The 24772-nt window shown below is 52.5% G+C and carries 19 protein-coding genes; 14 read left to right on the top strand and 5 right to left on the bottom strand.

Going from position 1 to position 24772, the window contains the following annotated elements; genetic code table 11:
- Nucleotides 1–10: 10 nt before the first annotated feature.
- Nucleotides 11–814 (bottom strand): inositol-1-monophosphatase, encoded by an 804-nt coding sequence (suhB, locus tag BS639_RS04045; RefSeq protein ID WP_055781466.1) that lies wholly within the window; start codon nucleotides 812–814, stop codon nucleotides 11–13.
- 172 nt (nucleotides 815–986) lie between these two features.
- Here suhB and trmJ point away from each other — a divergent pair, with 172 nt between their 5' ends.
- The 5 genes from trmJ (at nucleotide 987) to sseB (ending at nucleotide 6046) form a co-directional block, all read left to right on the top strand.
- A complete protein-coding gene (trmJ, locus tag BS639_RS04040; protein WP_055781468.1) occupies nucleotides 987–1724 on the top strand; it encodes a tRNA (cytosine(32)/uridine(32)-2'-O)-methyltransferase TrmJ in 738 nt (245 codons plus the stop codon).
- 203 nt (nucleotides 1725–1927) lie between these two features.
- Entirely contained in the window at nucleotides 1928–2422 is a 495-nt protein-coding gene (gene iscR / locus BS639_RS04035; protein ID WP_055781471.1) for a Fe-S cluster assembly transcriptional regulator IscR, read from the top strand.
- A 267-nt stretch (nucleotides 2423–2689) separates the two neighbouring features.
- Nucleotides 2690–3856: an IscS subfamily cysteine desulfurase gene (locus BS639_RS04030; RefSeq protein ID WP_084982323.1), complete on the top strand. Its 1167-nt coding sequence runs from the start codon at nucleotides 2690–2692 to the stop codon at nucleotides 3854–3856.
- 31 nt (nucleotides 3857–3887) lie between these two features.
- Nucleotides 3888–5195, top strand: coding sequence for an aminopeptidase PepB (gene pepB, locus BS639_RS04025; protein WP_084982322.1), 1308 nt, complete (start codon nucleotides 3888–3890; stop codon nucleotides 5193–5195).
- A gap of 2 nt (nucleotides 5196–5197) precedes the next feature.
- The gene (gene sseB, locus BS639_RS04020) at nucleotides 5198–6046 is read left to right on the top strand and encodes an enhanced serine sensitivity protein SseB (protein WP_084982321.1); all 849 of its coding nucleotides are present in this window, start codon (nucleotides 5198–5200) and stop codon (nucleotides 6044–6046) included.
- A 101-nt stretch (nucleotides 6047–6147) separates the two neighbouring features.
- Here the strand turns inward: sseB and BS639_RS04015 are convergent, their stop codons facing one another.
- The 4 genes from BS639_RS04015 to BS639_RS04000 form a co-directional block, all read right to left on the bottom strand.
- The gene (locus BS639_RS04015; protein WP_084982320.1) at nucleotides 6148–7308 is read right to left on the bottom strand and encodes a DSD1 family PLP-dependent enzyme; all 1161 of its coding nucleotides are present in this window, start codon (nucleotides 7306–7308) and stop codon (nucleotides 6148–6150) included.
- A 50-nt stretch (nucleotides 7309–7358) separates the two neighbouring features.
- A complete protein-coding gene (locus BS639_RS04010; RefSeq protein WP_055781484.1) occupies nucleotides 7359–8309 on the bottom strand; it encodes an ornithine cyclodeaminase family protein in 951 nt (316 codons plus the stop codon).
- The gene (locus tag BS639_RS04005) at nucleotides 8306–9295 is read right to left on the bottom strand and encodes a threo-3-hydroxy-L-aspartate ammonia-lyase (RefSeq protein ID WP_055781486.1); all 990 of its coding nucleotides are present in this window, start codon (nucleotides 9293–9295) and stop codon (nucleotides 8306–8308) included. The genes BS639_RS04010 and BS639_RS04005 overlap by 4 nt, the downstream gene beginning before the upstream one ends.
- A 61-nt stretch (nucleotides 9296–9356) precedes the next feature.
- Nucleotides 9357–9995: a helix-turn-helix transcriptional regulator gene (locus BS639_RS04000; protein WP_139804035.1), complete on the bottom strand. Its 639-nt coding sequence runs from the start codon at nucleotides 9993–9995 to the stop codon at nucleotides 9357–9359.
- A 230-nt stretch (nucleotides 9996–10225) separates the two neighbouring features.
- Here BS639_RS04000 and BS639_RS03995 point away from each other — a divergent pair, with 230 nt between their 5' ends.
- From BS639_RS03995 to BS639_RS03955, 9 genes are all read left to right on the top strand, one after another.
- Nucleotides 10226–15256, top strand: a complete 5031-nt coding sequence (locus BS639_RS03995; protein ID WP_084982319.1) for an alpha-2-macroglobulin family protein — start codon at nucleotides 10226–10228, stop codon at nucleotides 15254–15256.
- A gap of 60 nt (nucleotides 15257–15316) precedes the next feature.
- Nucleotides 15317–17623: a peptidoglycan glycosyltransferase PbpC gene (gene pbpC / locus BS639_RS03990; protein ID WP_233427616.1), complete on the top strand. Its 2307-nt coding sequence runs from the start codon at nucleotides 15317–15319 to the stop codon at nucleotides 17621–17623.
- A gap of 180 nt (nucleotides 17624–17803) precedes the next feature.
- Nucleotides 17804–18229: a nucleoside-diphosphate kinase gene (ndk, locus tag BS639_RS03985; protein ID WP_009638953.1), complete on the top strand. Its 426-nt coding sequence runs from the start codon at nucleotides 17804–17806 to the stop codon at nucleotides 18227–18229.
- Between the two features lie 329 nt (nucleotides 18230–18558).
- Nucleotides 18559–19698: a bifunctional tRNA (adenosine(37)-C2)-methyltransferase TrmG/ribosomal RNA large subunit methyltransferase RlmN gene (locus BS639_RS03980; protein ID WP_055782096.1), complete on the top strand. Its 1140-nt coding sequence runs from the start codon at nucleotides 18559–18561 to the stop codon at nucleotides 19696–19698.
- A gap of 67 nt (nucleotides 19699–19765) precedes the next feature.
- Nucleotides 19766–20533 carry a type IV pilus biogenesis/stability protein PilW gene (pilW, locus tag BS639_RS03975; protein WP_084982317.1) on the top strand — a complete coding sequence of 256 codons (768 nt, stop codon included), beginning with the start codon at nucleotides 19766–19768 and terminating at the stop codon, nucleotides 20531–20533.
- A complete protein-coding gene (gene rodZ / locus BS639_RS03970; RefSeq protein ID WP_055781500.1) occupies nucleotides 20523–21506 on the top strand; it encodes a cytoskeleton protein RodZ in 984 nt (327 codons plus the stop codon). Before pilW ends, rodZ begins: the two co-directional genes overlap by 11 nt.
- Before the next feature lie 77 nt (nucleotides 21507–21583).
- Nucleotides 21584–22705: a flavodoxin-dependent (E)-4-hydroxy-3-methylbut-2-enyl-diphosphate synthase gene (ispG, locus tag BS639_RS03965; protein ID WP_055781504.1), complete on the top strand. Its 1122-nt coding sequence runs from the start codon at nucleotides 21584–21586 to the stop codon at nucleotides 22703–22705.
- 149 nt (nucleotides 22706–22854) lie between these two features.
- Nucleotides 22855–24129, top strand: a complete 1275-nt coding sequence (gene hisS / locus BS639_RS03960) for a histidine--tRNA ligase (protein ID WP_055781507.1) — start codon at nucleotides 22855–22857, stop codon at nucleotides 24127–24129.
- Between the two features lie 13 nt (nucleotides 24130–24142).
- On the top strand, nucleotides 24143–24763 hold the full coding sequence (locus tag BS639_RS03955; RefSeq protein ID WP_055781510.1) for a YfgM family protein: 621 nt from the start codon (nucleotides 24143–24145) through the stop codon (nucleotides 24761–24763).
- Nucleotides 24764–24772 lie beyond the last annotated feature (9 nt).

The raw sequence follows: 24772 nt of genomic DNA, 5'->3' as shown, positions 1-24772 counted from the left end.
TTTTAACTGATTAACGCTTCAGAGCGTCATGCAGTTCATCACGCATGGCAGTCAGAATACCTTTAACTACGCGTGGGTTACCGGCAACAACGTTACCAGAAGAATAATGATTGTGCCCGCCAACGAAGTCAGTGACCACGCCGCCAGATTCACGAACCATCAGTTCGCCACCGGCGAAGTCCCAAGGTTTCAAACCGATTTCAAAGAAACCGTCAACGCGACCGGCGGCAACGTAGGCCAGGTCAAGCGCAGCAGAACCAGTGCGGCGGAAGTCTGCACATTGGGTAAACAGTTTGCCCACTACATTGATGTAGCTGGTGGCGTGCTGTTTGACTTTGAATGGGAAACCGGTCGCCAGAATGGTGCCGTCGAGGTCTTTCGCGTTGGTGCCGCGCAGGCGGTAGCCGTTCAGCTGTGCGCCTTGACCGCGAGTAGCGGTGAACAGTTCGTTACGCATTGGGTCATAGACTACGGCAACTTCGGTGCGGCCTTTAATGCGCACAGCGATAGAAACAGCAAAATGAGGGAAACGTTTAACAAAGTTGGTGGTGCCATCCAGTGGGTCGATAATCCATTGTACGTCTTTGTCTTCACCTTCTAACTCACCACATTCTTCGCCGATGATGGTGTGTTTTGGGTATGACTTGCGAATAACGTCGATGATCATGCTCTCTGCATCGCGATCTACGTTAGTGACAAAATCGTTAGTGCCTTTCTGAGTTGCTTCTACAGAGTCTGGCGTTTCGTAATGTTTGGCAATCAGGTTACCGGCCTTGCGCGCAGCGCGCACGGCGATGGTGAGCATCGGATGCATGGATATCTTCCAACTAGGATGTTAAAGAACGGGAAACGGCGCGCAGTATAGCAATAGTTATTGTAAACGCCAATGACTTTGGCAAGTTTCACTCGTGGAGTACCCGCTAAATCATGACGTCGTCCTGGTTTGTGGTAAACTGTTGCGATTTTCCGCAACGCTTAGAGTTCGTATGCTACACAACATTCGTATTGTCCTGGTTGAAACTTCCCATACTGGGAATATGGGCTCCACCGCCCGCGCTATGAAAACCATGGGGTTATCCAACCTTTATCTGGTAAATCCACTGGTTAAACCTGACTCGCAGGCCATTTCGATGTCAGCGGGTGCCAGCGACGTGATTGGTAATGCCACCATCGTCGACACGCTGGATGAAGCCTTGGCAGGCTGCAGTCTGGTCATTGGTACCAGTGCGCGTTCACGCACTTTGCCTTGGCCAATGCTTGAGCCACGCGAATGCGGCGAGCTTAGCGCTAAAACCTCCGTCTCTTCACCGGTCGCACTGGTGTTTGGTCGTGAACGTGTCGGTTTAACCAATGAAGAGCTACAGAAGTGCAACTATCATGTGTGTATTCCCGCCAATCCGGAATACAGCTCGCTGAATCTGGCGATGGCGGTGCAGTTAATTGCCTATGAAGTGCGCGTTGCCTGGTTAAGCCAGCTTGAAGCCGCCAAGCCGCAGACCGAGCAGGAAGAAACGCCTTATCCGCTGGTTGATGACCTCGAACGTTTCTACGTACATCTTGAGCAAGTGCTGCTAAAAGTCGGGTTTATTCGCAAGCAACATCCGGGTCAGGTGATGAGTAGACTGCGTCGTTTATTCACTCGTGCGCATCCTGAAGCGCAAGAACTTAACATTCTTCGCGGTATTCTAAGCTCTGTTGAGAAGAGTGATAACGAAAAAGAATAGGCCTATAAAGTCTGTTATAAAGTTATTTATCAAAGTGTTACATGCCGGCTGATTAAAGGGAAAATACCCCTTTAAACTGCGCATGTAATACTTGAGTAAATTACTAGGTTAAATAGTTGACTAAATTAGTCGGGAATGTCAGACTCATTTTCATGTTGTCCCCCCATTGATATTTTTGAATTTCACTGACAGGTAATCATGTTATGAGACTGACATCTAAAGGCCGTTATGCTGTTACTGCAATGCTTGACGTAGCACTGCATTCCCAGGAAGGCCCAGTGCCTTTAGCTGACATCTCTGAACGTCAGGGCATCTCTCTTTCGTATCTGGAGCAGCTGTTCTCTCGTCTGCGTAAACACGAGCTGGTTGCCAGCGTCCGTGGTCCAGGCGGCGGTTATTTGTTAGGTCGTGACGCGGTTGAAATCTCTGTGGGTGCGGTAATTACAGCGGTTGATGAATCTGTAGACGCCACTCGCTGTCAGGGTAAAGAAGGTTGCCAGGGCGGTGAACGTTGCCTGACCCACACGTTGTGGCGTGACCTGAGCGAGCGCATTACTGACTTCCTTAATGACATCACTATCGGCGAACTGGTTAATAACCAAGACGTGCTGGAAGTGGCCGATCGTCAGAACAACGACGTGCGCCGCATGCCGAACGGTCGTCCACAAGAAACCATCAATGTGAATCTGCGCGCCTAATACCGCTCAGCGTCATCGCGCCAGCAAGTCTGGTGCAGTAGAAACCGGGTAGAATGAGGGCAACGACTCCGCGTCATTGCAACCTTGTTGCCCGGTTTTGTTTTATACATTATTCAGCGACAGAATAAGGTTGGATAAACATATTCTGCTCTCTATCCCTCGTATGGCATGATTTCCCTTTTAACCTGCAGTAAAGCCGTTTTAAACTAGTCACAATAATAAATTGTCACGTTCGTCTTAGAACGCGCAGTACGGAGCACTCTTGCCATGAAATTACCGATTTATCTGGATTATTCGGCCACTACGCCGGTTGACCCACGCGTAGCCGAAAAGATGATGCAGTGTTTAACGCTGGACGGTACTTTCGGTAATCCTGCTTCGCGCTCCCACCGTTTTGGCTGGCAGGCGGAAGAGGCGGTAGACGTAGCGCGCAACAATATTGCCGAGCTTATCAACGCCGACTCCCGTGAGGTGATTTTCACCTCAGGCGCGACAGAGTCAGATAATCTGGCCATTAAAGGTGCGGCGCTGGCTAACCAGCACAAAGGCCGTCACATTATTACGCTGACTACCGAGCATAAAGCGGTGCTAGATACCTGCGAGCAACTGGAAAAAGAAGGCTTTGAGGTCACGTATTTGAACCCTCAACCCGATGGGCTGCTCGATTTACAGCAGCTGGAGCAGGCGTTACGCACAGACACCGTTTTAGTGTCGGTGATGCATGTTAATAATGAAATTGGCGTCATTCAGGACATCGCCGCAATCGGTGAAATGTGCCGCAGCCGCGATATTCTGTTCCACGTTGATGCTACACAGAGCGTGGGCAAAATTACGGTCGATCTTGCCGAGTTAAAAGTCGATCTTATGTCATTTTCAGCCCATAAAATCTATGGTCCGAAAGGCATTGGCGCGTTGTATGTCCGCCGCAAACCGCGCGTGCGCATTGACGCACAGATCCACGGCGGTGGACACGAGCGCGGTATGCGTTCGGGGACGTTGCCCGTTCATCAAATTGTTGGAATGGGTGAGGCGTACCGCATTGCCAAGCTCGAAATGTCGGACGAAGCGCTGCGTTTGTCACATCTGCGTGACCGCCTGTGGCAAGGTATTCGTCAGATAAAAGACGTGTTCCTTAACGGATGTGAAGGGCACACGGCACCCAATATTCTCAACGTCAGCTTTGCCAATGTTGATGGAGAATCGTTAATTATGACCCTGAAAGATCTCGCCGTATCTTCAGGTTCGGCCTGTACCTCGGCCAGCCTGGAACCTTCCTACGTGCTGAAGGCGCTCGGCATCAATGACGAGCTGGCGCACAGTTCTCTACGATTTTCCGTAGGGCGCTTCACGACAGAAGAAGAGATCGACTACAGTATTTCGCTTATCGGTAAATCAATAAGCCGCCTGCGTGAGCTATCTAACGCTAATCATTGAAGATCAACTTAGAAGAATTTGGAGTGTTTTAATGACCACCGAAGCTACGACTACCGATGTAATGCCCGTCCTGCTGTCTTCAAAATCGGCCGACGCGCGCTGGGGTGAAAAAGCCCTGCTGAGCACGGATTCTGCGGGTATTACCATTCATTTTTCGGCTGAAGATACGTTGTCTTCCATTTCACGCGCCGGGCGCCGCATCGACGGACAGGGCGTGAAGAAGGTTAAACTGGCTGGCGAAGGCTGGAGTCTCGAAAACAGCTGGGCATTCTGGCAAGGCTTCCGCGGCCCGAAAGGCACCCGCAGCGTTGAATGGGCGGAGTTGTCAGAAACTGACGCCAAGGTGCTGCAACAGCGCCTGAAAATCATTGACTGGGTTCGTGACACCATTAATAAGCCGGCAGAAGACTTGAGCCCAGAAAAACTGGCTCGCAGCGCTGTCGATTTACTGTGTGAGTATGGCGATTCCATCACTTACCGTATTACCAAAGGCGATGAGCTGCGCGAAAAAGAGTATAACGGCCTCTACACCGTGGGTCGCGGCTCCGATCGCCCACCGGTATTGCTGTCACTCGACTACAATCCAACCGGGAATCCTGATGCACCGGTATTTGCCTGTCTGGTCGGCAAAGGTATTACCTTCGATACCGGCGGTTATAGCCTTAAACCCAGCGCCTCAATGGATTCCATGAAGGCCGATATGGGCGGTGCAGCCACTCTGACCGGTGCCCTGGCATTAGCTGCCGCAGGGGGATTAAACAAGCGCGTTAAGCTTTATCTGTGCTGTGCAGACAATATGGTAAGCGGCAACGCATTGAAACTTGGTGATATTATCCGTTATCGCAACGGTAAAACCGTTGAAGTCATGAACACCGACGCCGAGGGCCGCTTAGTGCTGGCCGACGGCCTGATCGACGCTGCAAAACACCATCCTGAATTACTGATTGATGCTGCCACGTTGACCGGCGCGGCTAAAACCGCATTGGGTAATGACTACCATGCACTGTTCAGCTTTGACGATGCACTGGCCGCCGAGCTGCTGACCAGCGCCGCCGCCGAGCATGAGCCTTTCTGGCGCTTGCCGCTGGCCGAGTTCCACCGTAGCCAACTGCCTTCCAACTTTGCAGAGTTGAATAACATTGCAGGCCCAGCCTACGGCGCGGGTGCCAGCACGGCCGCTGCATTCCTGTCTCATTTTGTGAAAGACTACAAAAAGGGCTGGCTGCACATCGACTGCTCTGCTACCTACCGCAAAAGTGCCGCTGACCAATGGTCTGCCGGTGCCACCGGTGTTGGCGTTCGCACCGTGGCTAACCTGTTGTTAGCAAAAGCGAAATAAGCATGAGCGTTCCGCATGATATTCCTGCTGCACCGCAGCAGGATGAGAATGAGCTTGAGCGTTTGCTGCGTCTTTCAGTGACGCAAGCAGCCTATCGCCCGGCATTTTATCAGGCGTTGCTCGAATCTACGGTCTGGGTTTTAGGCGATGCCGGCCAGCAAAACGCCGACAATCTGAAGGAAATAACCGCCGGTAGCGAACTGAATTTACTGCATTGGGAAAAGCAGGACGGCAGCTCGATTATTCCTTTCTTCTCTTCTGTTGAAGTGCTGGAGCGGGCCGCCGCGGGGGAGAGTGAGGACGAGCAGTCATTTGTTGCTCTTCCATCGCGCGTTTTGTTTGAGATGACACAGGGTGAAGAGCTGTTTCTCAATCCGAAGTCCGAGTTTGGCAAAGAGCTTTATCCCAGCGAAATCACCATGCTGCTTAATACCGGTGGCCTTGCTTTACCCACCGAGCTGGTGCTGGACGCCGAAAGTCAGCTGCTGATTGGCCAACCGGAGGAGTATCCTTCGGCGATGGTTGACGCTTTGACCACGCTGTTCAGCCAGAAAAAGCCGGTTCGCCGCGCATTTTTGGCGCTGATCCACGACAAAACCGTGGATCCTGAGCCAAATCTGCTGGTGGGGATCGAAGCCGACGGCACGGATGCAGAAATCGATGCCCTGATCCGTGAAGCCGGAAACGTGGCCAGTGAAACGTCGCCCGATGATAAGCCGGTCGATTTTTGCATCGTCAACGAGAAGGAAAGGGGGCTAAGCCATTATTTGATCAGCCACACTCAGCCTTTTTATCAGCGCAAGTGGGGCAGTTGGCTGCGTAATATTATTCCTTCATCTGGGAAAGCCTAGTCGCAGAGGCGTGAGCCGCTTGTTTCTGAATTCGATGTATTAAACTTTCGATGCGTTAAACCAAGGGCCGCTTTTGCGGCCTTTTTTACATGTTTGACTCGTTACCAGCCGTGAATAATTGGCCACTGTGCTTCAATTTTTTCGCTGCGGTCCCTTACGACGACAAACTCCGCATGCTGACTTACCGTGGCGCAGGCATGATTGGGCAGTATTCTTACCCGGCTGCCATAGGGCAAGTCTGGCAGCGTTTGCTGACTTCCCGCTCTTAGTGCCAAGATTCCGTGCTCCTGATTGACATCAATCATTACCAAATCTCCCAGCGGCTCACCCGACATGTCACAGACAATGCCGTAGCGCTGATCTACCGCCTGTGATGCGGTGCCACGGTCACGCGACATCGCCATCCAACCGGCGTCAACCATGATCCAGCCTTTTTGCCGCTGGTGGCCAATCACCGTGGCCACCACCGACAGCGCAATATCTGCTGTGTGGCAAACGCCAGCGCCGGTCATAACCAGGTCAAAAAGGGTAAATACTCCCGCACGAACTTCAGTTACACCGGTCAAGTCCTGACTAAAATGCGCCGTGGGCGTAGATCCAACGCTCACTACCGGGCTGGGTAATCCGGCGGCACGCAGGGCTTCGGCGCAGGCTACGGCGGCGGCACGTTCTTTTTCTGCCATTGCCTGATGAGCCTGCATACTTTTGCAGTGATACGACTCACCGGCGTGGGTAATAATGCCGCGCAGCTCAGCGCCTTCATTATGCAAAATTTTACCAATCTCAATCAGTAAGTTATCACCGGGAACCACGCCGCTGCGGTGGCCATCACTGTCGATTTCGATTAAAGCCGGAATTTTTACCCCTGATTGACGTGATGCTTCGACCACGGCACGGGCTTGTTCAAGACTGTCTAAAATGACGCTGATGTCAGTGCCGTTGTTGAGCAGAGCGATAACTCTTGCCAGTTTTTGAGGCGCGATGCCCACGGCGTAAATCAGGTCTTTGCATCCGGCGGCAGAAAAAACTTCAGCCTCCTTCAGCGTTGAAACGGTTGCTGGACCCTTTCCGTTAGTGAGGATCAAACGCGCGGCCTCAACGGATTTAACCGTTTTAAGATGTGGCCGTAGAGGGACGCCCAGCCGGTCAGTGTGCTCGCGCAGGCGGGCGACATTGCGTTCAAGCTTATCGCGGTTTAGCAGGAGAAAAGGCGTTTCTCGTTCGAGAATGCTCGCCGCGGAAATTTGGTTTTTATCTTTCATATCAGTAACCTGAAAAGTTGTGTTCATCATCGCGAGTGCAATAAGTTTTATTAAGCACCGACGCCGTCCAGTTCGGCAACGATTGCGGCGGCAATATATAAATCCTGGAGCGCAACGCCTGAACTGTCGAAAATCGTGATATCACTCGCGTTCACTCTTCCCTCTGATTGCTCCAAAATCACCTCACCGATAGCCGTGACGGTGATATTTGGCGCTTCACGCAGCGTGCTAATATGCTGAAACTCACCAATAGTGCACGACTGTTCGGGCAAATCGGCAAACAGACGAGCCCGGGTAAACAGTTCGGGAGGCAGCTCCTGCTTGCCCTTGGCATCGGACCCCATACTGGCGATGTGAGTGCCGGGCTTTATCCAATCAGCCTGAAACAGAGCCGACGTAGAGCCGGTAGCGGTAACGATAATATCGGCCGCTTTACAGGCTGTTTCTGCCTCGCTCAGCGTGGCGTTTACGCCTTTTGTGAGCAAATATTGGCGTAAGTTTTCAGCTTTTTGTGGGTCGCGATTCACAATATGTACTGAGGTAATCGGAAAGCGCTCGAGCAGGGCATCAACTTCGTAATAGGCCTGATGGCCTGCGCCAAATATTGCCAACTGCGCAGACTCCGCACGCGCAAGCACAGTGGCGGCCACCGCATCGGCAGCGGCAGTGCGGTAGGCGTTGACCTTACCCCCGTCTATGACTGTTTGAAGCTCACCCGTTTGGTCATTAAGCAGCAAAATATAAGAATTGTGGCACGGCAGTCCTCTTTCACTGTTTTTCGGCCAGTAGGTGCCAATTTTTAATCCACTTAGCGGTTCTGTTAGCGACTGAGTGGCCGACTTCACGCCAAAGCGGGTAGTGGTATCTGAACCGTGGCCGACCAACACCGGAAACAGCGTGCTTTGGGGAGAGGCGACGGCAATAAGGGCGGTTTTTATCGCATCGAATGCCAACTTGTGGGTGACAATCGAAAGGCATTGGGCCGCTGAAATAAATCTCATAATATATGGCCGCCCGCATTGGCATGCGCCGCAAGCAGGCGGCTAAAGTTATCGAGATCAACATTGCCGCCGCTAATGAGAACGCCGATGCGTTTACCTTTAAGCGACGATGCCAAGGCTCTAACTGCGGCCAGGCCAAGACAGCCCGTAGGCTCAACGACCAGTTTCATTCTGGAGGCGAAAAAGGCCATGCTTTCAACTAGCTGTTCATCCGTCGCGGTAAGAATGTCTGTGACGTCACGCTGGATTATCGCAAACGTATGGTGGCCAAGCGCCGAAGTTTGGGCACCGTCGGCAATGGTTTTTGGCGTGCTGATGGTGACGATTGAACCGCTGCGCAGTGACTGTTGGCCATCGTTACCGGCTTCGGGTTCAACACCATAGATTTTGCAGTTCGGAGACAGCGCACGAGCCGCCAGCGCAGAGCCAGCAAGCAGCCCGCCGCCGCCTAAAGGGATAAACAGCGCATCCAGTTCACCAACCTCTTCAATCAACTCTTTCACCGCCGTACCCTGTCCGGCTATCACCGGCGCATAATCATAGGCTGGTACCACTGCGTAACCGTGTTTCTCGGCCAGCGCTAAGGTTATAGCTTCTCGGTCCTGGGTGTAACGGTCGTATTCCACCACGGTGGCGCCGTATCCCTCAGTGGCTGCGCGCTTGGCCTTGGGCGCATCCTGCGGCATCACGATGGTGGCGGGAATACCTAATAGCGAGGCCGAAAGCGCAATGCCCTGTGCATGATTTCCAGAGGAGAAGGCAATAACGCCTCTTTTGCGCTGGGCTTCATCAAGCTGTGCCAGTGAGTTAAAAGCCCCACGAAATTTGAACGCCCCCATGCGCTGTAGGTTTTCACATTTGAAGAAAATTTCTGCCCCAAGTGCGTGATTGAGGATGCTTGATTGCATCACCGGCGTTTTGTGAGCAAAGCCTTCAATTCTATTTGCGGCAGCCACAACATCATCATAAGTAGGCAGTGTGATCATTTTTTCCTCTGTGATTCAGTAACACAATGGCGGCGAGTGCGAGTAGGCGCACGGCGATTAATCAGGATTTTACGTCGTTATACAGCGTTGCCCTCGATACGCCCAAGTGCTGGGCAATCGTGCTGAAAGCCTTGCGAACCTCTAAATAACCCGCTTGTTTTAGCTCGGCAAGCAGGGCCCGACGATCCTCGGGTTTAAGCGCCTGCGGTGCCTTGGAGCGACTGGCCGAAAACTTGTCGATATGCTCGCGGATAGTTTCTGCGTTGGCGGGGTCCAGCGTTTCTTTGATTTCTACATTATCCATCTGGCAGAACTGCGCCAGCATGCTTTGCATTTGTCCGAAAAGGTTGAGATCGACATTCATGCACAGCGCTGCAACATAGCGCCCCTGTTCATCCTTAATGCCAACTGAAGTGCTTTTTGCTCGACGACCATCGGCAAAGCGATTCGCATAATTGGCGATGACCTGCGGATAGTCAGGGTCGGCAATGCGCGCCAGACCTAGCTCTGTGGTGGGTGAGCCTACCTGGCGGCCCGAAAGATTATTGTGAATCGACAATATAGAGTGTTTGGGGTCGAGCAGGTCGTGAACCACGACTTCGCAAAAGGGCGCAAAAGTTGCGCCGATGCCTTGAGCTATCTGCTCAAGCTGGTTTAGCAAAGTTTGGTTGGACGGGAGGTCTGGCGTCATTTTTTTCATGATTGACAATTTATCTATATTTTTACAAATCGTCAATTTGTTTACTTTCCAAGTTATCTTTTGCGAGATGGATTCCAATCACTCTGGCAAAAAATGTCTTCTGGTGTATTTTTACGTCTTGCGGTAACGCAATTTTTCAAAGCATGTGGTTGTATTTCACCCCGCTCTGGCGCATGTTCATCGTCATTGAGGCGGTTTGCATCATTTCAATAATCATCAGGGAGAAGGAAATGCGTGAGTCGATATGCTCGGGAGTGAGCAGGGTGGGGAAGCGCTGGCAGGCAGTGATGCTGGCAATGGCCGTGCTTTGGCTTAACGGCTGCGATAACCCTAAACCTACAGACCCAGCACCTAAATCCGCCGCACAGACCCCATCCGCTGAAAAAACGTCGGCCCCGACGGCGATGGTGCAGCCCACTCATCCCACGGCCAGTCTCACCGGCCAACAGCGTGAAGCTCTCGCTAAAAAGAGTGCCGGACAGCCTCTTTCGCTGCTCGATGCCTCAGAGCTTCAGCTCGACGGCGCCAGCGCCTTGGTGCTAACCTTTTCTGTGCCACTCGATCCTGATCAAAAATTCTCTTCTCTGGTGCATTTGGTTGATACCAAAAGTGGTACGCCTGACGGTGCCTGGGAGCTTTCAGACAGCCTGACTGAACTGCGTTTTCGCCATTTGTTGCCCGACCGCAAGCTGGTACTCACCGTTGATGCGGGTATTAAGGCCGTTAATGGCGCGCAGTTGGGCGGCGAACAGCAAAAAAATATCACCACGCGTAACATTGAGCCTAGCGTCGGTTTTGCCAGTAAAGGCTCACTGCTGCCAACGCGTCTTGCCGAAGGTCTGCCGGTTATTGCATTGAATATCAACAATGTAGACGTTAACTTTTTCAGAATTAAAAGCGAGGCATTGCCGGAATTTTTAGCCGACTGGCAGTCGCGCAGTGCGCTCTCATCCTGGGAGTCTGACACACTGTTAAAACGGGCCGATTTAGTTTACACCGGCCGCTTTGCACTTAATCCACAGCTTAATACTCGTGAACATTTGCTGTTGCCGCTGGGCGCAATTGAAACGCTCAAGCAGCCGGGTGTTTATCTTGCTGTGATGCAGCAGGCAGGTCACTACAGTTACACCAATCCGGCCACGCTGTTTACCCTCAGTGATATTGGCGTATCGCTGCACAGTTTCAGCCAGCAGTATGACATTTATACCCAAGGATTAGAGGCCGGTACGCCGCTGGCGGATATTGACCTGCTGCTGCTTGATAATAAAGGTCGGACGCTGTCGCAAGGGAAAACCGACGCGCAAGGCCACGCACGCTTCACCAAAGACCCGAAAGCCGCGCTGCTGTTAGCTCAGCACGGCGGAGAAACCAGTCTGATAAATCTGACTGAACCGGCTTTGGATCTCGCCGAATTCGATATTGCCGGTCCGCAGGGGTATAACAAAACGCTGTTTGTCTTTGGTCCGCGAGATTTATATCGTCCGGGTGAAACGCTGTTGCTCAATGCGCTGCTGCGTGATGCTGACGGTAAAACAGTGGCCACCCAGCCAGTGAAAACGCAGGTGATCAAACCTGACGGCCAGGTGGCACGAACCTTTATGTGGCAGCCACAAAATGGCCTCTACCAATACCAGTATGCTATTCCCGATCAGGCACCCACCGGCGACTGGAAGGTCAGTGTTAACCTGGGCGATAACCAACTCCGCTATTACGAATTCAAAGTCGAAGACTTTCTACCCGAGCGTATGGCGCTCGACCTAAACGGCAGTAAGGCACCGCTCGCTATAGATGCCGCTGTGGATTTCAACGTAACGGGCCGGTATCTGTATGGCGCACCAGCGGCGGGCAACCGTTTACAGGGACAAGTCTATTTAAGGCCGCTACGTCAGGCGGTTCCGGCTTTACCTGACTATGAGTTTGGGGTCATTAATGAAGAAAATCTCTCAAGAACGTTAAGCGACATTGACCAGACATTGGACGAAGAGGGCAAAGGTGAGGTCAGCATTGAAAATAGCTGGGGCGACGTTCACTCGCCGCTGACCGTAATTTTGCAGGCCAGTTTGCTGGAGTCCGGTGGTCGACCGGTAACCCGCCGCGTGAGTCAGGCCGTGTGGCCTGCTGAAACACTGCCGGGTATTCGTCCACTGTTCCAAAAACAGGATGTTTACGATTACCGCACTGATAAAACGGTGTCTCAGGCAATGGTTAATGAAAACAGCCAAGCCGATTTTGATATTGTGTTTGCCAATGCCGCCGGACAAAAAATGGCGGTAAAAGGGCTAGAGGTTCGGCTGGTACGTGAGCGTCGCGACTATTACTGGCAGTGGTCAGAAAGCGACGGTTGGCAATCGCTTTATGATAAAAAAGACTTGGCGATCGCGCGCCAACAGATTGATATTGCTGCCGACGGTTCTGCTAAAGTCAGCTTCCCCGTTGAGTTTGGTGCCTACCGTATAGAGGTGGAAGACCCGCAAAGTCATCAAATTAGCAGCCTGCGTTTCTGGGCGGGCTACAGCTGGCAGGATAATACCGACGGAACCGATGCGGTACGCCCTGACCAAGTGAAGTTAAAACTCGACAAGCCTGCCTATCAGCCCGGCGAGCGGGCAAAAATTCATATTCAGGCACCGGCAGCGGGTAAAGGTTATTTGCTTGTCGAGTCCAGCGAAGGTCCACTGTGGTGGCAGGAAATTGATGTGCCAGAGGCCGGTATTGATGTTGATGTTCCGATAAACAGCGAATGGCGTCGACACGATCTCTATTTCAGTGTCTTGGTGCTGCGCCCTGGTGATAAAAAACGTCAATCGACGCCGAAGCGTGCCGTCGGGCTGCTGCATTTGCCGCTGGTTACTGAAGGTCGAAAACTGAATCTTCAATTAGCAGCGCCACAAAAAATTCGTCCGAATCAAATGCTGACCGTGAAAGTAAAAGCAGCCGTAGAGGGAAAAGCGGTGCCGCATCGTATTAATTTACTGCTCTCCGCCGTGGATGCTGGCGTGCTGTCGATTACTCAATTCAAAACGCCCGATCCTTACGAGGCATTTCTCGGTCGCAAGCGCTACGGCGTCGACCAATATGACGTTTATGGTCATCTGATTGAGGGAAAAGGGCGCTTGGCCAGCTTAAGTTTCGGAGGGGACGGTGATGAAGACCCCCTTTCTCGCGGTGGTCAGAAGCCAGTCACTGAAGTGACTATCGTGGCGCAGCAGGCCCAACCGGTGGTGCTCGATGACAACGGCGAAGGTGAAGTGCAGATCCCGATACCCGATTTTAACGGTGAACTGCGTTTAATGGCGCAGGGCTGGAGTGACGAAGACTTTGGCAGCGCTGAGGCCAAAGTCGTGGTTGCCGCACCGGTGATTGTTGACCTGGCGACGCCGCGCTTTATGGCCAACGGTGACACGGCGATGATGGCGCTTGACGTTACCAATCTATCGGGGGCCGCGCAGACGCTCAGGCTTGACCTGAAAACCTCGGGTTTAATCCAACTCGGCGGTGATGCTGCCCAGCAAAGCCTTGGCCTGGCGCAGGGCGAGCGTAAAACGCTGGCAATACCGGTAAAAGCACAGCAAGGATTTGGTGCCGGTCAGGTGAGCATTACCCTGAGCGGTATGCAGCTGCCGAATGAAAAACTTCCAGACTATCAGCGCAGTTGGTCGATTGGCGTAAGGCCCGCGTTTCCTGCATTGACGCGTAACTTTGGCACTGTACTGCACGCGGGGGAGCAGTGGCAGCTTCCGCCAGATGCAAACCAACAGCTTGCGTCCGATACGCTGGAGGGGAGATTACTGCTCAGCAGTAAACCGCCACTTAATCTTGCCCGCTATATTGCCGAGCTGCTGGCCTATCCGTATGGCTGTCTGGAGCAAACGGTTAGCGGGCTTTATCCTTCGTTATATATCAGCCGTGCTCAATTGGCCGCGATGGGAATTAAAACATCAACCGATGATGCGCGCCGCCACAGCATTGATATCGGTATCGACCGACTGTTTAGCATGCAAAAAGAAAACGGCGGTTTCGGTTTATGGAGTAAAGACAGTCCCGAGGAGTATTGGCTTACAGCCTATGCTACCGATTTCCTGCTGCGCGCTTCACAGCAGGGTTACAGCGTTTCGACGGATGGAATCGATAAGGCTAACAAGCGTTTGCAGCGCTATTTGCAAGACCCGAATCAAATTGACATTCGCTACAGCACGCAGCCAGACAGCACGCGGTTTGCGGTTCAGGCTTATGCGGGGCTGGTACTTGCCGCTCAGCAGCAGGCTCCGCTGGGTGCCTTGCGCCAGTTGTATGAAAAACGCAGCGCGGCGCAGTCTGGCCTGCCGCTGGTTCAGCTTGGTATTGCACTGAAGATGATGGGCGACATGCCGCGCTCGCAGGCGGCAATTAATGAGGGACTCAATAAAACGCGGCCAGAGAAAAACTACTGGCTTGAGGATTATGGCAGTTCACTGCGTGATAACGCTTTAATCCTCTCGTTGCTGACCGAAAATAACCTGTTGCCGGATGCGCGAGACAAACTGCTGCTGTCACTTTCAGACAATCTCAACGGTCAGCGCTGGCTGTCGACGCAGGAAAGCAACGCACTGTTTATGGCCGGGCGCAGTTTGATTAACAGTGCAGAAACGCCGTGGCAGGTTACGCTTGACGGCCAGACACAGCCGCTGTCAGGCACATCGGCTATGACTCAGGTCTTAAAGGCCACGCAGCTGCAGCAGCCGGTGGTATTGAAAAATACCGGCGATGCGGCCGTCTATACCCGATTTGATATTACCGGTTATCCGCTGCAGGCGCCGGCCGAAAGTGGAAATGTGCTGCATATAAAACGCAACTACATCGGTATGGACGGCAACCCTCTGTCGCTGGCTTCACTGAAAAGTGGTGATCTGGTGGTGGTGCATCTCGATGTTTGGGCTGACGCACACGTACCTGATGCGTTGGTGGTCGATCTACTCCCTGCCGGACTAGAGCTTGAAAATCAGAACCTAGCCGATAGCAGCGCCAGCTTAGGTGAGGCTGCCAGCGGGTTGACCGCGCTGATGAGTGATATGCAACAGGCTGATATTAAACATCAGGAGTTCCGCGATGACCGCTATGTTGCGGCCGTTAACGTTGACGGATATCGCCACGTTGCGCTGTTGTATTTGGCGCGCGCGGTAACCCCGGGTAGCTACGCGGTTCCTGCGCCTCAGGTTGAATCAATGTATGTGCCTGCATGGCGCGCAACGGGCGCTACGCCGGGGCGGATGAATGTGCACTAATGCGGTAGCCGTCTGGTCATGACGTGGCGAGGCGGGGCGCGGTCCATTTTTTGGGTGCGAATGGCGCGTTTTTTCCTGTTACTGATATTGGGCGGCGGCGTTTTGCTGTGGGCGGCAAACCGCCTGTGGCCTTTACCCTTAAAGGCGCTTCCAGTGGCTCGTGTGGTAACCGCGCAGGACGGTACGCCACTTTGGCGCTACGCCGACGCCCAAGGCGTGTGGCGTTATCCGGTCAAACTGGAGCAGGTTTCTCCCTACTATCTTGAGGCGCTGCTGACCTACGAAGACCGCTGGTATTGGGATCACCCAGGAATTAATCCGCTCTCGCTGCTGCGTGCAACTTGGCAAAATCTGCATAGCGGAGGCATTGTTTCCGGAGGCAGCACGCTGTCAATGCAGGTTGCACGGCTTATTGACCCTCATCCACGTACGTTTACCGGCAAGCTACGACAAATCGCTCGCACCTTTCAGCTTGAATGGACGTTGTCCAAAAAGCAGATACTCGAAATTTACCTTAATCGCGCGCCCTACGGCGGCACACTGCAAGGTATCGCTGCGGCAAGCTGGACTTATTTAGGCAAACCGCCTTCTGAGTTAACGCCGGGTGAGGCAGCACTTCTCGCCGTACTTCCGCAGGCGCCCAGCCACCTGCGTCCCGACAGATTTCCCGAGCGGGCAAAAGCGGCCAGAGACAAAGTATTGGCGCGTTTGGCCGAGTATCACGTTTGGTCACAAAAACGGGTAGATGAAATCCGTCAGGAGTCTATCTGGCTGGCACCGCGCCAGGTGCCTCAGCTTGCCCCTCTGCTGGCTCGAAGGTTGACGGCGAATAATAAACGCTCAGTGGTGACAACGACGTTAGACGCCACCCTGCAACGGCAGCTGGAGGCGTTGGCCACGGGTTGGAAGCACCAGCTACCACCAAAAACATCGATGGGCGTGCTGGTGGTTGAAAGCTCGACCATGGCAGTTAAAGCCTATATTGGTTCTGTCGATTTTAATGACGATGCCCGTTTTGGTCAGGTCGATACCGTCAGTGCGTGGCGATCGCCGGGATCGACCTTAAAACCTTTTTTATACGGTCTAGCACTCGACGATGGATTAATCAGCGCCGAGTCGCTGCTGCAGGATGTGCCGAGGCGCTTCGGCGATTATCGGCCGGGCAATTTTGATACCGGTTTTCACGGACCGGTTAGCGCCAGCGAAGCATTGGTGCGCTCATTGAACTTACCGGCCGTGCAACTGCTCGACGCCTACGGACCCAAACGTTTTACTGCCAATTTGCGTAATGCTGGGATACCTCTGCGCTTCCCGAACGCAAGTGATCCCAGTCTTGCTGTTATTCTTGGCGGAACCGGCTCACGACTTGATCAGTTAACGGAGGCCTACAGCGCGCTGGCTCGCGGCGGCAATGTCGCCAAACTGCGGTTTGAGCCAGAGCAGCATCTTCAACAACGCAGGCTGCTTTCACCCGGTGCCGCCTGGATCATTCGACGCATTTTGGGCGGACAGGCGCTGCCTCAGCCGGATGATTCATTGCCTGGCACGGTGCCACTGGCGTGGAAAACCGGCACAAGTTATGGCTATCGTGATGCTTGGGCAATGGGGGTAAATCCTGGCTATATCATTGGTGTATGGGTCGGTAGGCCTGATGCCACGCCGGTTGCCGGGCAGTTCGGTTATGCCACGGCAGTGCCCATTCTTAATCAGGTTAATAATTTATTAATCACCTCAGCACGTTTTAACGCGCATATGGCGGTTACCGACCCTCGGCCCGCTTCTGTGGGAATTTCCACATTGTGTTGGCCTGGTGGACAATCGCTAGAGGCCGGTGATGCAAACTGTCGTCAACAGCGGCAAAGCTGGACGCTGGACGGTACTCTGCCACCCACCTTGGCAGCTCCCGGGCAGGAGTTGCAGGGCGGCAGTTTAGTCACTCTTTGGACGAATTCTCAGGGCAAACAGGTGGCGGCCAACTGTCCTGACTCTCACTCTGTGCAGGTTGCGCTATGGCCTTTGCCACTGGAACCTTGGTTGCCGCAAAGTGAGCGTCGCAACCAGCGATTACCGACCCCGGACACGGTTTGTCCACCGTTGAGCAAGCCTGCAATAAGCCCGCTGCTGCTTATTGGCGTACGCCAGAATGCGATTTTAAAACCGTTACCTGGAAAAAACAGCCTCGACTTGCGCATTGAATCGCAGGGCGGTGCAGGGCAGCGCTGGTGGTTTCTTAACGGTGAACAGGTCGAAACGGCGGGATCAAACCGTACTTTTCAGACCACGCTGAGCCAGCCGGGACACTATCAACTCAGCGTGCTGGATGAGAGCAGTCAGGTCAGCACCCTCGATTTCACTGTCGATAGGTGAAATTCTTTATCGAAAATGGGCGTTTTGCGCCACAAAGTGAATCAGTGACACATTTTTTTAATCAAATGTTGTTATTCCTGTAGGCAAGCGTTACTTCGCCGCCTATAATCGGCGCCATTTTCCGGCAGTGTTAACATTTTATCGACCTGCACAACCTATAAAGTCAGACAGAGGTTTTTTATGACTATCGAACGTACTTTTTCTATCATCAAGCCAAACTCCGTAGCTAACAACGACATCGGCGCTATCACCGCGCGTTTCGAACGTGCTGGTTTCCAGATTATCGCTTCTAAAATGATCCGTCTGAGCAAAGAAAAAGCTGAAGGCTTCTACGCTGAGCACAAAGGTCGTCCATTCTTCGACGGTCTGGTTGAGTTCATGACTTCAGGTCCAGTTGTTGTTCAGGTTCTGGAAGGCGAAAATGCCGTTCAGCGTAACCGTGACATCATGGGCGCAACCAACCCAGACAACGCTCTGGCTGGTACTCTGCGTGCTGATTTCGCTGACAGCTTCACTGCAAACGCCGTTCACGGTTCTGACGCGGTTGAGTCTGCACAGCGCGAAATCGCTTACTTCTTCGACGAAAGCGAAATCTGCGCGCGTTAATAAGAAGTTTGGCGTTGGGTCGCCGAAGAGGGATCATCCGCAGATACAATAAATTTGTATTAACGGACTTTCATTCATAGCCACCCCGCCTTAAAATTTGTACAATGTTGCGCCCCAAGAGTCCTGCTCTTGGGGCGTTTCATTATTTTACTGGTTTGAGCAATAAGCATCGGTGGGAGATTATCCCCACACTTCCTTCGAGCCATAACGTGTAACAACGAGGCCAACATAGCATGTCCAATACTATTGAATTAGATATCCCCGTTCTCAGTTCGACCGAGATCGACTCCCTGAACGTTATCCGTGCCGAAAATGCAGCCAAAGCCGAAATGGCCGAAAAGTCTGCGGCACCGGTAAGCGCCAAAATTAACCTTCTGGATTTGAACCGCAAACAAATGCGCGAGTTTTTCATCAAAATGGGTGAAAAGCCGTTCCGTGCGGATCAGGTTATGAAGTGGATGTACCATTATTGCAGCGATGATTTCGAAGATATGACCGATATCAACAAAACGCTGCGTAATAAACTTGCCAGCGTTGCTGAAATTCGCGCGCCCGAAGTGGCGGTTGAACAACGCTCTGCCGATGGCACCATCAAATGGGCTATTCAGGTTGGCAATCAGCAGGTTGAGACGGTTTATATTCCTGACGGCGACCGCGCTACGCTGTGTGTGTCTTCACAGGTAGGCTGCGCGCTGGAATGTACCTTCTGTTCAACCGCACAGCAGGGTTTTAACCGCAACCTGCGCGTTTCTGAAATCATTGGTCAGGTTTGGCGCGCCGCGAAAATTATTGGTGCGGCAAAAATTGCCGGCACACGTCCTATTACCAACGTGGTGATGATGGGCATGGGAGAGCCTTTGCTCAACCTGAACAACGTCGTTCCCGCGATGGAAATCATGCTCGACGACTTTGGTTTCGGTCTTTCAAAACGCCGCGTGACGCTTTCCACCTCAGGTGTTGTGCCTGCACTCGATAAGCTCGGCGATATGATTGACGTGGCGTTGGCCATTTCTTTGCATGCGCCAAACGACGCCATTCGCGATGAAATAGTGCCCATTAACCGCAAATATAACATCGACGCCTTCCTGGCTTCGGTAAACCGTTATTTGAGCAAGTCGAACGCCAATCAGGGCCGCGTAACCGTTGAATACGTGATGCTTGACCATATCAACGATGGCACCGAACATGCGCACGAACTGGCTGAAAGGCTTAAAGATACGCCGTGTAAAATCAACTTGATCCCATGGAACCCCTTCCCGGGTGCTCCTTACGGACGCAGTTCAAACAGCCGCATCGACCGTTTTTCCAAAGTTCTGATGGACTATGGTTTTACCGTTATCGTGCGTAAAACGCGTGGTGATGATATTGATGCCGCCTGCGGCCAGCTTGCCGGTGAAGTTATTGACCGCACCAAGCGTACTTTGAAGAAAAAAATGGCCGGTGAGTCCATAATGGTCAAATCAGTCTAAATTTTTTTCGTAGTGGGTGATAGCTTGCGTTTGTCTTCTTATCGGTAGCGGGTAAAAGGATTTAAGTATGGCGAGAGTGCAGTGGCAGTGGAAAGGTTTTTTCACGGCGAGTGTGGCAGTTTGTCTACTGGCAGCCTGTTCCAGCTCGAAGCAACCCCCGGCTGAGGCCGTAACGGGTGCACCGCAAACGCAGCTTCAGATTGGCATGAACTTCCTGTCGCAGGGCAACATGCCTGCGGCAAAGTCCAATCTTCAACAGGCAGTTGATACGGCTCCTCAGGATTATCGCAACCAGTTGGGAATGGCTTTGTACGAGCAAAAAAACGGCAATGCCAATGCCGCCGAAAGTCGCTACCAGCAAGCGTTTAAGCTTGCCCCTCAAAATGCGACTGTCCTGAATAATTACGGTGCGTTTTTGTGTAGTTTAGGGCAGTATGTACCGTCACAACAGCAGTTTAGCGCCGCTGCTAGTTTGCCAGATTCCGGTCCGGTAGCTGACAGTTTGGAAAATGCGGGCTACTGTTTTCTGAAGGCTAATCAGAACGATGAAGCAAAAGTGTTATTGAGCCGGGCCCTGAAACACGATCCCGACAAAGGTGCACCGCTGATTACTGAAGCCAACAGACAGTTTAAAGAAGGTAAACGCGCCGAGGCGCAAGTTTTACTGGATGTTTATCAACATGTTCTGCCAGCCAGCGCTGACAGTCTTATGTTACAAATTCGTTTCGCGGCGTTAGCAGGCAATCCAGACAGCGTTCAACGCTATGGAAAGCAGCTTGCGCGGAACTTTCCACAATCCCAACAGTACCAGCAGTTCTTAGCTAATGAATACTGAAGCCACTCAAGATAAAAGCACTAAAGTGACAGCGGGCGAGCGCCTGCGTCAAGCTCGTGAACAGTTGGGACTCAGCCATCAGGCTGTGGCAGAACGCCTTTGCCTGAAGGTTTCCACTATTCGCCAAATTGAAGAAGGAAGTACGCCTGCCGATTTGGCACCGACTTTCTTACGCGGTTACATCCGTTCTTACGCAAAACTTGTTCACGTTCCTGAAGAGGAACTGGCGACATTAATCGGCAAGCAAGCGCCTATCAACGTGCCAAGAGTGGCGTCGATGCAAGGTGTTTCATTACGCAAGTCACGCAAAAAGCGCGACGGCTGGCTAATGGGCTTTACCTGGCTGATAGTTTTCGTTGTTCTCGGTCTGACCTGCGCATGGTGGTGGCAAAACCATCAGGCACAGCAGCAAGAGATTGCCAATATGGCAGATCAATCAACCGCTCAGCTGAACCAAGACAATGCTCAGGGACAGTCTATTCCTTTGAGCACGGGTGAAGCATCTTCACAAACCGCAGCTCAGCCCGTTGAACCGACCAATACCGGTACAACACCGGCGCAAAATTCGGTGCCGCTGAATACTACGCCAGATACCGCCGCAAACGCGGGAGCTGCTGCGCAGAACCAGGCACCTGCTGCGGTATCTACAAGCCAGCCGACTGCGGCTGAGAATCCTTCTTCTACATTGCCAACCGGTGATGCTCAGGCTAGCAACGCTGCAACAGATGCAGACGCTGTTAACATGACCTTTAAGTCAGACTGCTGGTTGCAGATTGACGATGCTACGGGCAAAACATTGTTCAGTGGCATTAAGAAAGGGGGAGAGAAATTGAGTCTGAAAGGCAAGGCTCCTTATAAATTGAAAATCGGCGCACCTGGTGCGGTTGACATTCAATATCAAGGCAAGCCTGTAGACCTAAGCCGTTTTGTAAAATCAAGCCGTGTTGCTCGTCTGACTCTGGCTGCTGAATAATTTAGCAGCCTACGTTGACCCCGTTTTTCAGGTGAAAAGCGGGGTCAAGACACTGGTAACAATGGAGAAGAGTATACATGCATAGCCAAGCACCCATTACCCGTCGCAAATCAACTCGGATTTACGTCGGCAAGGTGCCTGTCGGTGATGGCGCACCTATCGCGGTGCAGTCAATGACCAACACCCGCACCACCGATGTCGCCGCAACCGTTGCTCAGATCAAAGCTCTTGAGCGCGTTGGTGTAGATATTGTTCGTGTTTCAGTGCCTACCATGGACGCTGCTGAAGCCTTTAAGCTGATTAAACAGCAGGTTAACGTACCACTGGTTGCCGATATCCATTTCGACTACCGCATCGCGCTTCAGGTTGCCGAGTACGGCGTTGACTGCCTGCGTATCAATCCGGGCAATATTGGTAATGAGTCGCGTATTCGCTCGGTCGTTGACTGCGCGCGCGATAAAAACATTCCTATTCGTATTGGGGTAAACGGCGGGTCTCTGGAAAAAGATCTCCAGGAAAAATACGGCGAACCTACGCCGCAGGCCCTGTTTGAATCCGCAATGCGTCACGTAGATATTCTCGACCGACTCAACTTTGATCAGTTCAAGGTGAGTGTGAAAGCTTCGGACGTGTTCCTGGCAGTCGAGTCTTATCGACTGCTGGCCAAGCAAATCGTGCAGCCTCTGCATCTCGGTATTACCGAAGCGGGTGGTCTGCGCGCTGGCTCGGTAAAATCAGCGATTGGCCTTGGCCTGCTGCTTTCTGAAGGGATTGGCGATACGCTGCGCATCTCTTTGGCCGCCGATCCCGTTGAAGAGGTGAAAGTTGGGTTTGATATCCTCAAGTCGCTGCGTATTCGCGCTCGTGGTATCAACTTTATCGCCTGTCCAACCTGTTCGCGTCAGGAATTTGACGTTATCGGCACCGTAAATGCCCTTGAGCAGCGTCTCGAAGACATTATTACCCCGATGGACATCTCTATCATTGGCTGCGTTGTTAACGGCCCGGGTGAAGCGCTGGTGTCAACTATGGGTGTAACCGGTGGTCATAACAAGAGCGGCTTCTATGAAGACGGCGTTCGTCAAAGAGAAAGATTCGACAATGAGCAGATGATCGACCAGCTTGAAGCCAAGATCCGGGCCAAAGCGGCCGTGATGGATCAAAGTAAGCGCATTGTTATTAATCATCTCGAAAAGTAACCTGAGCTCGCGCTGCAATTGCGGCGCGCCTGCCCTTTGGGCCGAATTAAACTGAACCCGATATGAAGTGTTGACCTATCCGCATTGAACCTCAGGATAGAAAACACCTATAATCGGGTTCATTTTTATAAAAAATATAGAGAACTGACGTGGCAAAGAACCTCCAGGCCATTCGCGGCATGAACGATTATCTGCCTGCAGACACTGCACTCTGGCAGCGCATTGAAGGCACGCTCAAACGCGTTCTCGGCACCTACGGTTTCAGTGAAATCCGTATGCCGATTGTAGAGCAGACCCCGTTATTTAAACGTGCGATTGGTGAAGTTACCGACGTCGTTGAAAAAGAAATGTACTCCTTTGAGGACCGCAACGGCGAGAGCCTGACTCTGCGTCCTGAAGGGACCGCTGGCTGCGTGCGCGCCGGCATCGAGCATGGTCTGCTGTACAATCAGGAACAGCGTTTGTGGTACATCGGGCCAATGTTCCGTTACGAGCGCCCGCAGAAGGGTCGCTATCGTCAATTCAATCAGCTGGGTGTAGAAGTATTTGGTCTGCAAGGGCCTGATATTGACGCCGAGCTTATCATGATGACAGCCCGCTGGTGGCGTGAGCTGGGCATCGCCGAGCACGTGTCACTTGAGCTTAACTCTATTGGTTCTCTCGATGCGCGCAAGAACTATCGCGATGCGCTGGTTGCCTTCCTTGAGCAACACATCGAGAAGCTTGACGAAGACTCCAAACGCCGCATGTATACCAACCCGCTGCGCGTTCTGGACTCTAAAAGTCCAGAGGTTCAAGAGCTGTTGAACGGCGCGCCTGCGCTGGCTGATTACCTCGATGACGAATCTCGCGAACACTTTGCAGGTCTGTGTGAACTTTTAAGCCTTGCAGGTATCCCATATACGGTTAATCAGCGTCTTGTGCGCGGTTTGGACTACTACAACCGCACCGTATTCGAATGGGTAACGACCAGCCTCGGCGCGCAGGGTACAGTTTGCGGTGGGGGTCGTTATGACGGTTTAGTCGAACAGCTGGGTGGACGTGCGACTCCTGCCGTGGGTTTTGCGATGGGTCTTGAGCGTCTGGTTCTGCTGGTTCAGGCCGTGAATCCCGATTTCAAAGCGCCAGCTACGGTAGATGCTTACGTCATTTCATCTGGTACAGGTACGCAGGGTGCGGCGATGCAACTGGCTGAAACGCTGCGTGACGCGCTACCTGAGCTAAAAGTGATGACTAACTACGGCGGTGGCAACTTTAAAAAACAGTTTGCCCGTGCCGACAAATGGGGGGCGCGTATCGCCCTGGTATTAGGTGAGGACGAAGTCGCGGCTCAGCAGGTAGTCATCAAGAATCTGCAAAGTGGTGAGCAAGAAACGCTGGCGCAGAGCGAATTGGCTGTGCGTCTGGCCTCGATGTTAGGTTAAGGAGAAGGACCACGTGGAAGTCTATACCACTGAAAACGAACAGGTTGATGCCGTCCGCCGCTTCTTTACCGAGAATGGTAAAGCGCTGGCAATTGGCGTCGTGCTGGGTATTGCTGCTTTAGGTGGATGGCGTTATTGGCAGGTTCATCAGAACACTGCTTTAACGGAAGCCTCTGCTTCATACCAGCAGGTATCCACCGCATTGACGGATAATAAAGCCGAAGGCGTTGCCAATTTAGAGAAGTTTGCCCAGAGCAACAGCAACAGCTATGGCGTTTTTGCTGCGCTGCAGTTGGCCGACCATTTTGTTCAGGCCAAGGATTTTGCGAATGCTGAAAAACAACTGACGCAGGCGACCCAGCTTTCTAAAGACGAAAACTTATTATCACTGGTTAATTACCGTCTCGCACGCGTTCAACTGCAGGAAAACAAGTTGGACGACGCGCTGAAAACCCTCGACAACGTTAAGGGCGACGGCTGGATGGCGATGCAACAAGAGGTCCGTGGTGACGTTCTTCTCGCGAAGGGCGACGCCAAAGGTGCCAGGGATGCATACAGTAAAGGCCTTGATTCCAAGCCATCTCAAACGCTGCAAACCATGCTGCGTATGAAATTGAATAATTTATCCAGCTAAGGGGAACCC

The sequence above is a fragment of the Rouxiella silvae genome, assembly GCF_002093625.1.
Lineage (GTDB): Bacteria > Pseudomonadota > Gammaproteobacteria > Enterobacterales > Enterobacteriaceae > Rouxiella > Rouxiella silvae.
This window is presented reverse-complemented; position numbering and strand designations above follow the sequence as displayed.

Coding starts and splice junctions, on each gene's coding strand:
- suhB (WP_055781466.1), bottom strand. CDS start 814: ATGCATCCGATGCTCACCATCGCCGTGCGCGCTGCGCGCAAGGCCGGT.
- trmJ (WP_055781468.1), top strand. CDS start 987: ATGCTACACAACATTCGTATTGTCCTGGTTGAAACTTCCCATACTGGG.
- iscR (WP_055781471.1), top strand. CDS start 1,928: ATGAGACTGACATCTAAAGGCCGTTATGCTGTTACTGCAATGCTTGAC.
- BS639_RS04030 (WP_084982323.1), top strand. CDS start 2,690: ATGAAATTACCGATTTATCTGGATTATTCGGCCACTACGCCGGTTGAC.
- pepB (WP_084982322.1), top strand. CDS start 3,888: ATGACCACCGAAGCTACGACTACCGATGTAATGCCCGTCCTGCTGTCT.
- sseB (WP_084982321.1), top strand. CDS start 5,198: ATGAGCGTTCCGCATGATATTCCTGCTGCACCGCAGCAGGATGAGAAT.
- BS639_RS04015 (WP_084982320.1), bottom strand. CDS start 7,308: ATGAAAGATAAAAACCAAATTTCCGCGGCGAGCATTCTCGAACGAGAA.
- BS639_RS04010 (WP_055781484.1), bottom strand. CDS start 8,309: ATGAGATTTATTTCAGCGGCCCAATGCCTTTCGATTGTCACCCACAAG.
- BS639_RS04005 (WP_055781486.1), bottom strand. CDS start 9,295: ATGATCACACTGCCTACTTATGATGATGTTGTGGCTGCCGCAAATAGA.
- BS639_RS04000 (WP_139804035.1), bottom strand. CDS start 9,995: ATGAAAAAAATGACGCCAGACCTCCCGTCCAACCAAACTTTGCTAAAC.
- BS639_RS03995 (WP_084982319.1), top strand. CDS start 10,226: ATGCGTGAGTCGATATGCTCGGGAGTGAGCAGGGTGGGGAAGCGCTGG.
- pbpC (WP_233427616.1), top strand. CDS start 15,317: ATGGCGCGTTTTTTCCTGTTACTGATATTGGGCGGCGGCGTTTTGCTG.
- ndk (WP_009638953.1), top strand. CDS start 17,804: ATGACTATCGAACGTACTTTTTCTATCATCAAGCCAAACTCCGTAGCT.
- BS639_RS03980 (WP_055782096.1), top strand. CDS start 18,559: ATGGCCGAAAAGTCTGCGGCACCGGTAAGCGCCAAAATTAACCTTCTG.
- pilW (WP_084982317.1), top strand. CDS start 19,766: ATGGCGAGAGTGCAGTGGCAGTGGAAAGGTTTTTTCACGGCGAGTGTG.
- rodZ (WP_055781500.1), top strand. CDS start 20,523: ATGAATACTGAAGCCACTCAAGATAAAAGCACTAAAGTGACAGCGGGC.
- ispG (WP_055781504.1), top strand. CDS start 21,584: ATGCATAGCCAAGCACCCATTACCCGTCGCAAATCAACTCGGATTTAC.